General features: G+C 33.3%; 9 protein-coding genes and 1 pseudogene. All 10 read left to right on the forward strand.

What is annotated here, in order from left to right; all coding sequences use genetic code 11:
- Positions 1–90 precede the first annotated feature (90 nt).
- Positions 91–1,740, forward strand: coding sequence for a thermosome subunit alpha (gene thsA / locus QZN33_RS08855; RefSeq protein ID WP_296791223.1), 1,650 nt, complete (start codon positions 91–93; stop codon positions 1,738–1,740).
- Positions 1,741–2,152: 412 nt separating this feature from the next.
- Positions 2,153–6,166, forward strand: a complete 4,014-nt coding sequence (locus QZN33_RS08860) for a pseudomurein-binding repeat-containing protein (RefSeq protein ID WP_296791225.1) — start codon at positions 2,153–2,155, stop codon at positions 6,164–6,166.
- A 146-nt stretch (positions 6,167–6,312) separates the two neighbouring features.
- A complete protein-coding gene (locus tag QZN33_RS08865; protein ID WP_296791228.1) occupies positions 6,313–7,029 on the forward strand; it encodes an iron dependent repressor, metal binding and dimerization domain protein in 717 nt (238 codons plus the stop codon).
- A 92-nt stretch (positions 7,030–7,121) separates the two neighbouring features.
- A complete protein-coding gene (endA, locus tag QZN33_RS08870) occupies positions 7,122–7,637 on the forward strand; it encodes a tRNA-intron lyase (RefSeq protein ID WP_296791229.1) in 516 nt (171 codons plus the stop codon).
- Positions 7,638–7,735: 98 nt separating this feature from the next.
- Positions 7,736–8,833, forward strand: coding sequence for a tryptophan--tRNA ligase (locus tag QZN33_RS08875; protein WP_296791232.1), 1,098 nt, complete (start codon positions 7,736–7,738; stop codon positions 8,831–8,833).
- Positions 8,833–9,447, forward strand: coding sequence for a stage II sporulation protein M (locus QZN33_RS08880; protein WP_296791234.1), 615 nt, complete (start codon positions 8,833–8,835; stop codon positions 9,445–9,447). The genes QZN33_RS08875 and QZN33_RS08880 overlap by 1 nt, the downstream gene beginning before the upstream one ends.
- A gap of 31 nt (positions 9,448–9,478) precedes the next feature.
- On the forward strand, positions 9,479–10,675 hold the full coding sequence (thrC, locus tag QZN33_RS08885; RefSeq protein WP_296791238.1) for a threonine synthase: 1,197 nt from the start codon (positions 9,479–9,481) through the stop codon (positions 10,673–10,675).
- A 260-nt stretch (positions 10,676–10,935) separates the two neighbouring features.
- Positions 10,936–11,136 (forward strand): histone family protein, encoded by a 201-nt coding sequence (locus QZN33_RS08890; protein WP_067042909.1) that lies wholly within the window; start codon positions 10,936–10,938, stop codon positions 11,134–11,136.
- 465 nt (positions 11,137–11,601) lie between these two features.
- Positions 11,602–11,970 (forward strand): 50S ribosomal protein L7Ae, encoded by a 369-nt coding sequence (gene rpl7ae, locus QZN33_RS08895; RefSeq protein WP_292747298.1) that lies wholly within the window; start codon positions 11,602–11,604, stop codon positions 11,968–11,970.
- 34 nt (positions 11,971–12,004) lie between these two features.
- Positions 12,005–12,103: pseudogene (gene rps28e / locus QZN33_RS08900) on the forward strand (30S ribosomal protein S28e); the annotation flags it as partial.

The raw sequence follows: 12,103 nt of genomic DNA on the forward strand, positions 1-12,103 counted from the left end.
AATATTTTTATATTACTCTTGCATATATTATATATGTATAAAAATTTACTTTTATATTGTTTATTAAAAAAAATTTAAGGTGATTATGAAATGGCAAATCAACCAATATTTATTCTTCCTCAGGGAACTGAAAGATATTCCAAAAGAGATGCTTTAAGAATGAATATCACTGCAGCTAAAGTATTGTCTGGTATTGTAAGAACTACTTTAGGCCCTAAAGGAATGGATAAAATGTTAGTTAACTCATTAGGTGATGTTACTGTCACCAATGACGGTGCAACTATCATGAGAGAAATGGAAATTAACCAACCTGCAGCTAGAATGCTTGTTGAAACCGCTAAAAAACAGGAAGATATTGTCGGAGATGGAACTACTTCTGTTGTTGTCATTGCAGGTGAGTTATTAGCTAAGGCTGAAGAATTATTGGAAGACGGCATTGCAACTTCTGTTGTTGTAAAAGGATTTAGAAATGCAACTGCAAAAGCAATCGAACTTTTAAACGATATTGCTATTGATGCTGATGATGAAGAAACTCTTAAAAAAGTGGCTGTAACTGCTATGAGTGGTAAAGGTTCTGATTATGCAAAAGAACATTTGGCAGACCTTGTTGTTAAAGCAGCTTTAAGAATTGAAGAAGACGGCAAATCCGATATTGACAACATCAATATTCAAAGGGTTTCCGGAGATTCTGTAGAAGATTCATTTTTAGCTGAAGGAATTGTAATTGACAATACTCCTGTATCTAAAAACATGCCAAGAGAAGTTAAAGATGCTAAAATCGCAATTATGAAATATCCTATCGAACTTAAAGATATCAATACCGACAGCAAAATTGATATCACAAGTCCTGATCAGTTTGAAGCATTCTTACTTCAAGAAGAACAAATGATTAAAGATTTAGTCCAAAAAATCATTGATTCTGGCGTTAACGTTTTATTCTGTCAAAAAGGTATTGACGATATGGCAGAACACTACCTGAAAAAAGCAGGAATCATGGCTTACAAAAGAGTTAAAAAATCCGATATGGAAAGAATCGAAAAAGCAACTGGTGCTAAACTCGTAACTGACATTGAAGATTTAACTGCTGAAAAATTAGGTAGTGCAGGCCGTGTTTACCTTGACAAATTATTCGATCATGAATTAACATTCATCGAAGAATGTGAAAATCCAAAAGCTTCTTCCATTGTATTAAGAGGAAGTACCCGTTATGTAACTGAACAAATCTCCAGAGCTATAGATGATGCATTAGGTGTTGTTGCAGCTACTATTGAAGAAGGTAAAGTACTCATCGGTGGTGGAGCTTGTGAAATTGATTTGGTAAAACAATTAAGAGAATATGGTGAATCTGTAAGCGGAAGAGAACAGTTAGCTATTTTAAAATACGCTGAAGCTTTAGAAGTTATTCCAAGAACCCTGATTGAAAATGCAGGTTTGGACACCATTAACTTAATTGCTGATTTAAAAGCTGCTCACGAAGACTCCAAATTCATCGGTATTAATGTATTTACAGGTGAAGTCGTTGATATGAAAGAAGCAGGTGTTATTGAACCTTTAAGAGTTAAAATACAGGCTCTTCAATCTGCAGGTGAAGCATCTGAAATGATTTTACGTATCGATGATATGATTGCAGCAAGAAATGCATTGGAATCCACCGGACCTGATGAGTCTGGTAATGATGCAAGCGGTATGCCTCCAATGCCTCCTGCAGGAGGAATGGGTGGAATGCCACCTATGATGTAAAAATATTTTACATCTTCTTTTTTTCTATTTTTCATGCTTATTTTTAATTATACTCTATTAAACTGATTGTTTTTTAATCTAAATAGATTGAAATCAATGTTTTTTGTTTAAATAGCCTTAAATTATATGTAATTTTATATAATAAGTCATTGAATAACTGATTTGATTTTAGTATAGTCAAGTTACTTTAAATATAATTTCATATTGTTTAATCCTTTTAGAGTTGTTTTCAACAATAATCTTGCTTATTTCCTTATTTTCATTAAGTTTTAACCTTATTTTTAAAAAACAAACTAGTATAATTCTACTTTTGAAATAAAAAGGTTTATATAAGATATTTGTAATAAATATTGATGAAGTGAGATTAAGTTCTCACGATTGTTTAAAAAAAATGTTATGGAGGTAAATTATTTTGAACAAACAAATTTTACTCACTTTATTTTTAGTTCTTGCTGTAGTATGTTCAGCCAGTACTATCTATGCGAGTGAAGTAAGTGTTACAGATTCATATGCTACTAGCTTAGTAGATGACACATCAGATGTCTCAGTCCCATTGGAGAAAACTGCTGATTCATCAGAAATTTCTGTATCTAGTGATTCAAATGTTGATAATGATTCATCTAAAGTTTCTCTATCAAGTGATGAAGTTTTAGGATCTGAAAATTCAAATACTTTATCAACTAACACGGCAAATGATGATGGTGAAAATGGGGTTACTAGTTTAGCTGTATCATCCGATGTGATATATGGGGCAGCTGGTAATGTTTCTTCTTCAATAAATATTTCAGATACCATCAAAGCAAATGATATAACTAAATATTATAAAGGAAGTACAAAATATACTGCCACTTTTACTGACAGTGAAGGAAATGTTTTAAAAAATACAAATGTTAAAATAGTTGTAAATGGAGCAACAAGTACAGTAAAGACTAATTCCAAAGGTGTTGCTTCCGTGGTGGTAAATTTAAAACCTGGTACTTATAAAGTTGTTGCAACTAATCCTATTACAAATTATCAGTTGACAACTACATTTAAAATATTGAATACAATTAAAGCAAGTGATATTAGCAAAGTTTATACAGACAGTAAAAAATTCACTGCTACATTCTTAAAAAGCAATGGTAAAGCTTTAGCTAATAAAAACGTTAAATTCAGAATTAATGGAAAAACTTATACTGTAAAAACTAACAGTAATGGTGTAGCTAGCCTTTCATTAACTAACCTTGCAACAGGTACTTATAAAATCAAATCATATAATACTGATGGTTTAACAAAAACCAATACAGTTAAAGTGGTCAGATCAACTACTTCTTCTCTGACTGCTAGCGATTACACTTTCTATAGAACTGAAAGTAAAACCATCAAAGTTACTTTGCTCAATGGTTTAGGCTACGCACCGGGTTCTGGAAAAATTATTAAGTTTACTGTAAACGGTAAGACTTATACTGCAAAAACTAATAGTAAAGGTGTTGCTTCTCTTAAATTGCCTACTTTGGCAAACGGAGTATACACTGTAAAATATAAATTTGATGGAAATAATTTTTATAAAGCGTCAAGCGCTTCTAAAAAACTTTACATTATTCCAAGCAAAACTGCTACATTCACAGCTAAAAGCGGAACCACTTTTGGTTATGGATCAGGTAACTCATTCAGTGTTGCTTTAACTTCCGGAAGTGTTCCTTTAGTTGGAAAAACTGTTACATTAAATATAACTGGAAAAACTTATACAAAAACCACAAACAGCAATGGTATTGTTAGTTTGGCAATGAATCTTAATGTCGGTCAATATGATTTAACATATTCTTTCGCCGGCGATTCAAAAGTCAATGCAAAAACTGCAACATCCAAAATAACCATTAAAGAAAGGACTTCCACCTCATTAACCTGGGGTAGCGGAACTTCATTCTACAGTGGTGCACAGACTTACAAAGTTTTATTAAAAGATGCAAACGGTAAAGCGTTATCCGGTAAAACTGTAAAATTAACCGTAAACGGTAACACTTATACTGTTACCACAGCTTCAAATGGTTATGCAACATTCACAGCAAATGTTGGAGTTGGAAATTACACTGTAACATATGTTTATGAAGCGGCTAATGATAATGACAATTTACCAAGCAGTTCCAGTACTGAAATCTCAGTAACCAAATCATCCACAACCAACGGATATGGATACTGGCTTTTCGGTGCAGATATGAAGAAGGTAGATTTAAGCTCCCTTGCTTCTAAAGGAACTACAGACATATTCCTAAATTACTATGCAATCACTACTCACGGTAAATCTGCAGTGGAATCCTGGATTGCATCAGCTAATAACTTGGGAATTAGAGTTCACATCTGGATGCAGGCATTCTATAATGGAGGATGGGTAAATCCTGTAAAAAGCGGATCAGCTAATACTGCATACTTCAATGAAGTGATTAATGAAGCAAAAACATATGCTGCTTTAAAAGGTGTTGCAGGTATTCACTTTGATTACTTGAGATACCCTGGTACAGCTTATAAGACTACTGGCGGTACTGCAGCTATTTCACAATTTGCAAAACAGGCTGTCAGCGCTATTCATGCTGTAAATCCGGATCTTATTGTTTCATGTGCAATCATGCCTGAAACTACAAGTAATATTTATTACTATGGTCAGGATTTCTCAGCGCTCAGTTCATGTATGGATTTAATTGTTCCTATGATATACAAAGGAAATTACGGAAAAACTACATCATGGATTACTTCTGTAACCAAATGGTTTGTTGAAAATTCCAAAGGTGCACAAATCTGGTCTGGATTACAAGGTTATGAATCTGATGATGATGTAACCAAATTGTCAACATCTGAAATTACTAAAGACTCTCAGGCTGCAATTACTGCAGGAGCAACCGGATCAGTTATATTCAGATGGGGTGTAACTAATCTTGTTAACTTTAACTCATTAACAAGTTCATCTTCATCTACTACTCCAGCTACCGGTTCTGTAACTATTGCAGACATCTTAACTGCAGCTAATACTTTAAAAAGCACAATTTCCTCAAAAGGAACTGTACCTGCTACTGTAAGTGTAGGTGGAGTAAGTTATACCACTCCTCAGTTCTTATACATGATGGCTCAGGCTACTGTACTTATAAACTCAGGAAAAACTTCAGGAGTTTCACCTGTAAGTGCATCAGCTCCTTCCAGTTCCAGTGGAGACGCTTCCGGTAAATTAATGTTAGCAGATTATGTTGATGTTGCATCCAGGTTGGTGAGCTTCATTGCATCTAATCAGCAAGCTCCAAATTATGCAAGTTCTGATTTAGGTCAAATCAAATATGAGAATTTAGTTGATGCATTTGCTAGAATTTTAGCATATTACAAATCCAATTCTCAATTGCCTAATTATGTAGAAATTAAAGATGTCTCTTCATCAAGCAGTTCTTCAAGTAATTCATCCAGTTCCTCAAGCACTCCATCCAGTTCAAGTGCTACTTCAAAAACAATATCCATTAAAGATATTTTAACTGGCGCTACCAATCTTAAAAATTATTATTCAAGCAATAGCAAACTTCCAGATACTGTTACTGCAGGTGGAATTAAATTCACTACACCTGAGTTCCTCTATTTGATGAGTCAGGCTATTTATCAGATTGGAAAATCCAATAACAGTGCTATAGCTTATATCAGTGGCGTAAGTGATGCTTCATCTCCTTACGGAGACACAATCAGCTCACAACAGTTAACCAAAGAAAACTATATTACTGTTGCAAACAATGTCGCTAAATTTATCGTATCCTACAAACAAGCTCCGAATTATGCTTCCTCTGATTTGGGTAAAATTATCTACTCTGAACTTGTAGATTCATTCTCCCGTGTATTGGCTTATTATAATTCTAATGGAGCATTGCCAAATTATGTAGTTGTTACTTACGGATCAGGCAGCAGTAGCAGTTCTTTATCTGGCAGCGGTTCAGGTTTAAATCAGAAAAATACTGTTAGTGATGTTACACAATATCTTAAATCAACTACTAACTGTCAGGTAGGAAACAGTGCTATTAAATCAATAGTCAACTCCCTTACTTCAGGATTGACCAGTGATTTGGAAAAAGCAAAAGCAATTTACAACTATGTAAGAGATTCCATCTCATACAGTTTCTATTATAATACCAAATACGGTGCTGCAGGAACATTATCTGCAAAAACCGGTAACTGTGTCGATCAGGCGCACTTGGTAATTGCTATGTTCAGAACAGCAGGTCTTGCAGCCAGATATGTCCAGGGAACCTGTTATTTCACATCAAGTGGAAGTACTTATGGTCACGTCTGGGCACAGGTGTTAGTTGACGGTCAATGGTATGTCTGTGACTGTACCAGTTCCAGAAACTCATTCGGATATGTTGTAAACTGGAATACAAATTCCTTTTCATTGCACGGAATTTATTCAAGCCTGTCATTCTAGATTAGACTACAAAATTTAAAACATATGATTAATTTTATAATTAATCATTCTTTTTTTCTTATTTTTTCATTCTATTTAGGTATACCAAAACTTTTTTATACTTTTAACAATATAAATTAAATTAACTTATATTGCAAGGTGGTATAATGGCTGAGAACAAAAATATTAGTGAAAACATTGAAGAATATTTAGAAGTTCTCTATCGTAATGGAAGTAACGGAGAACAGGTTTCTACTACAACATTATCTAAAGATCTCGGTATTGCACCGGGTAGTGTTACTCAAATGCTTAAAAAACTTGAAGATTTGGGTTATATCAAATACACTCCTTATAAAGGTGCTGTTTTAACTCATGAAGGAATGAAAATAGCTCAAAAAATTACAAGAAAACACAGAATTTTAGAAAAATTCCTATTGGATGTTTTAAAAGTCAAAGAAGAAAATGTCCATGAACAGGCTTGTGAAATGGAACACACTTTATCTGATGAAGCTGAAAGGGCTTTATGTACCATGTTGCGTCATCCTGATTTATGTCCTGATAATCATATAATTCCAGCTTGTAATTTTGATTTTGGAAGTTGTCAGGAATGTTTTTCACAAAAAGACTTTGATCAGATTATGAACAGGAAATTTAATCTGTTGTCTGTTTCAGAGTTAACTTCCAGTACTGAAGGAACAGTCTCTTTTATTCGTGGCAGTTCCGAACTTTTGGATGAAATTACAGATTTGAACATTAAAGTCGGTTCACATCTGACATATGAATACAACGATAATCGTATCGGTAACTATTATCTGGTTACAATTGACGATGAAGAGTTAAATATTTCATTAGAAATGGCTAATAATATTTTTATTAGAATTTAACTTTTATTTTTCTTTTTTTACAAATATTTATATAATATTTATTTCAAACTTAATAGCATTAAATATAATTTATTTCTTTTTGTGGTGTTTTAATGCGTGGAAATTTATCAGATGAAATTGTTTCGATTAAAATTGAAGAAGGTAGTAAAAGGCCAATTGCTTTACATGAAAAAAGTAAGTTCGGTAAAATTGAAGCTGATTGCCTTCATCTTTCATTAATTGAAGCATGTTATCTGTTGGAAAAAGGACGTTTAAACATCTATGAGGATGATATTGAATGCAGTGTCGGCTATTTAATTGATCTTTTAAAGGAACAAAACAACTATGCCAAATATATTGTGTATAGGGATTTAAAAGACCGTGGATATGTAATTAAAACAGGATTTAAATATGGTTCCGAATTCAGATTATATGACAGAGGCAGGTCTCCGGGTCAGGGTCACTCAGATTTTTTAGTTAAAATCATTCATGAAAATTACAATATTGACTCTTTGGACTTTGCAAGCTATGTCAGGGTATCTCACGGAGTAAACAAAAAACTTCTTTTAGCTATAGTCGATGATGATTTTGATATTACATACTATAATATTGAATGGACAAGACCTTAATTTAAATTAAAGGAATGTGTTATATTTTTTATAATTTTATATTTTATTAGTATAATTATTGAGTGTATATTTGATTTAAGAGATGTGTTGGTGATAATGTGGAAAATTTAATCGACCCATGGGCATCATTTAGCTTGGATTATGATAAGTTGGTCAATAAGTTTGGTATTGGTAAAGTTTCAGACATTATTGATGATATAGAAAATCCTCCTAGATTGATGAAAAGAGGAGTAATTTTTGGTCACAGAGAATTTAATGAAATTGCAAAATTAATTAACAAGAATGAAGATTTTGCAGTTGTAACCGGTATGATGCCAAGTGGACAAATGCATATCGGTCATAAAATGGTTGTTGATCAATTGAAATGGTATCAGCAGAAAGGAGCAATGCTTTCATTACCTATTGCGGATCTGGAATCATATGCTGCACGAGGAATGAGTTTTGAAAAAGGTCGCCAGATTGCAGTTGAGGAATATTTAACCAACTGGATTGCATTAGGTCTTGACCTTGAAAAGGACAATGTCAATGTCTATCTTCAGTCTCAAAACAAGCTCCTGCAGGATTTAGCTTTTAAAGCTTCAAGCAAAACTAATTTTAGTCAGTTAAAAGCCATCTACGGATTTACTCCATCTACAAACATTGCACATATTCAGGCACCTCTTGTTCAGGTTGCAGACATTTTGCTTCCGCAAATTGAAGAATTCGGAGGCCCGAAAAAAGTAGTAGTGCCTGTAGGTATTGACCAGGACCCTCACATCAGACTGACAAGGGATATTGCTCAAAAGCTTCATGAAGATTTAGGATTTTTAACACCAGCATCTACTTATCACAGATTCCTGACTGGTCTGACAGGAGATAAGATGAGCAGTTCAAAACCGAATACTGCAATTTATCTTAATGAAGATACTAAAACTGTTGTCAAAAAAGTAAAATCCGCAAAAACAGGCGGAAGAGAAAGCTTAAAAGAACAGCAGGAATTAGGTGGAGAAGTAGATAAATGTGTAATCTATGAAATGTTGCTCTATCATCTGATTGATGATGATGAGGAACTTAAAAAAATCAGGACTGACTGCTTAAACGGTACTCTGCGCTGCGGAGACTGTAAAGTCAGAACTGCTGAGCTGATGGCTGAGTTTTTCGATGAATTGCATGAAAAACAACTTGAAGCTCGTGAAATTGCTAAAACATTGATATAATGATTGGCGAAATCAAATCGGCTTTCCGTGAAAACAGGTTGGCTATCGCCCTGTCGGTAGCTATACTTTTAATTTCTCTGGTTTTGGGTTATGTTTTGGAACCATTTCTTCACAGCTTTTTAAATCCTGTTGTTGAGGATTTAACCCAGAAAGTCCAGTCAGGTGTTATAACATTAACATTTCAGGATATCTTTCTAAACAATATCCGAATTGTAATCCAGATGTTTATTTATGGAATGGCATTCTGCTTTTCAGTAGTTGTCCTGGCATTCAACGGATTTTTTGTAGGCTATTATGTTGCAACTTCAGCGGATCTGGTAAAAACATCCCTTCTCATTATTCCTCATGGGATTTTTGAGTTTTCTTCATGCATATTGGCCTGTGCAAGCGGTTTGATTTTATTTAATTTTATTTGCAAATTTTTAAAGACCCTATGGAGACAGCAGGATAATTCTGTTAAAATAAGACTTGCCAATTCTTTCAATGCAAGTTCTAGCAAATTAAAGCATGCAATAATAATTTTTGCAATTGCTTCAATTCTAATGGCAATCGCAGGGTTTGTTGAGGTCTATCTGACTATTCCAATTGCCGAATTTATAATTAAACTTTTATAATATTATTTAAAAAAATAATTAATGTGATTTTATGATAAGATGTGTTTCATGTGGACAAGAATATGATGACGATGAAGTAATCTACACCTGTGAAAAGTGTGGATCTGTACTTGAACTCGTTAATGAAATTGATGTTTCTAAAGATGTTTTTGACGGTAGAAAAGATAATTTATGGAAATTTAAAGAATGCATTCCAGTAGATGAAAGTAAAATCGTTTCCCTTGATGAAGGTGGAACTCCATTCTGCAAATGTGATAAATTAGGAGAAGAGCTTGGAGTAAATTTATATGTTAAAGTTGAAGGTTCAAATCCTACTGGAAGTTTCAAAGACAGGGGAATGACTGTTGGAATGACCAAAGCGATGGAATTGGGAGTTCACACTGTTGGTTGTGCTTCAACCGGTAACACTTCAGCATCCCTTTCAGCATATGCTGCACGTGCAGGATTAAGATGCATTGTATTTTTACCTTCAGGTAAAGTTGCTTTAGGTAAACTTGCTCAGGCAATGTTCCATGGTGCGGAAGTAATGTCCATTAACGGTAACTTTGATGAAGCTTTAGAAGCAATGACTGCACTTGCTTTAGAAAAACATCTTTATTTATTAAATTCTATTAATCCATACAGATTGGAAGGACAAAAAACAATCGGATATGAAATTGTTCGTGATTTAGGATGGCAAGCTCCAGACAGAATAATTTTGCCTGTAGGTAATGCAGGAAATATTTCAGCTATCTGGAAAGGTGTTAAAGAATTCTATGATGCAGGATTTATTAAAGACTTGCCTATGATGACTGGTATTCAGGCTGCAGGCGCATGCCCTGTAACTAATGCATTTAAAAAAGGAGATAAAAGAGTAGTTCCTGTAGAAAATCCTGAAACAATTGCAACTGCTATCCGTATCGGTGCTCCTGTAAGTGACATTAAAGCATTAAATGCAATTTATGATTCAAACGGTTATTCAGAAACAGTAACCGATGAGGAAATACTCGACGCTCAGAAGTTACTTGCAAGAACTGAAGGTATTGGTGTCGAACCTGCTTCAGCAGCTTCCATTGCAGGTCTTAAAAAACTTGTAGATGAAGGCGTTGTAGATAAAGGTGAAACAATAACATGTGTCGTTACCGGACACCTTCTTAAAGATCCTAATACTGCAATTGATGCCTGTACCCAACCTACTCAGGTTGATGCTGACATCGATACATTAAGAAAAATTCTGATGAACAAGTAAGTTCACTCTTATTTTTCTTATTTTCTATTTTTTTAAGGTTATATTTTCTTTTTAATTTCTATTATTTCGAACTAAATTTGTACTTTTTTTGATTAAAGTATTGTATGAAAAACATTTTTAAAGATAATACTAAAAATTTTTAGGTTATAACAGTTTACTTTATAGTGTTGAAATTTTTAAAAATCAACACTATTAAACCAATATATTTATATATAAGCAAATTTAGATTAATTATTAACAAATTAATGAGGTGAATATAAATGAGTGAATTACCAATTGCTCCTGTAGGAAGAATCTTAAAAAATGCTGGTGCACAAAGAGTAAGTGATGACGCAAAAGTTGCATTAACCGAAGCTATCGAAGATTACGGTAATGAAATCGCTGCTAAAGCTGTAGGCTTTGCTCGTCACGCTGGTAGAAAAACTGTAAAAGCTGAAGATGTAAAATTAGCAATCAAATAGATCTGTTGATTTAGCATGGATAGTAATCTAATTACTATCTCTTTTACACTTTTTATTTATTTTCTATTTTTTCATTAAATTTTTACTAATTATGGCTTATTTTTACAAACATTTATATACTAGGCAAACATAATTAATAATGTCTAGTTCTCTAGAATTATTTCATTAATTACTAAATTTTTATTTTTAGTTTTGCTAAAAATTATATGAAATTCAGAAGTATTTGTATTGAAAGTCTAATCCCCCTTTTTTTTTATTATGGGATTATATTTAGTGATATATGAATTATTCAAGAATTAGTATTATTAAAAACTATATTAAATTATTCATTTATTGAATAGTTTGAGTAATTTCTATAGTTAAAAAATAATATAACTATATATAATTACATTATATTATGATTCAAAAGGAATTATAATATCTGCCGATGGATGGCATAGCCAGATGAAAAAGGAGGTATATTTTATGGCAAACATTTATGTAAAATTTGACACACCTGAAGAATTAGCTAAACAAGCTGAAGAAGCATTAGAAACCGCACAAGCTACCGGTAAAGTAGCAAAAGGTACTAACGAAGTAACCAAATTCATCGAAAGAGGAGACGCAGCATTAGTTGTTATCGCAGAAGACGTTGATCCTGCTGAAATCGTTGCACACATTCCTGTATTAGCTGATGAAAAAGAAATTCCTTACGTATACTTACCTACCAAAGAACAAGTTGGTGGAGCTGCTGGATTAACTGTTGGTACTGCATCTGCATGTATTGTTGATGCTGGTGATGCTGAAGCTGCTGTTGCTGAAATCGTAGAAAAAGTTGCTGAATTAAAAGAATAAATAAATTCTTTTAAGGGATTTTTACGGTGATAAAATGGAAGAAGGAACTCCTGCTGAAGTCATTGAAGTTTTAAAAAGAACTGGTATGACTGGTGAGGTAATGCAAATTAAATGCAGAATCCTCGATGGTAGA

The sequence above is a fragment of the uncultured Methanobrevibacter sp. genome, from assembly GCF_900314615.1.
GTDB lineage: Archaea > Methanobacteriota > Methanobacteria > Methanobacteriales > Methanobacteriaceae > Methanocatella.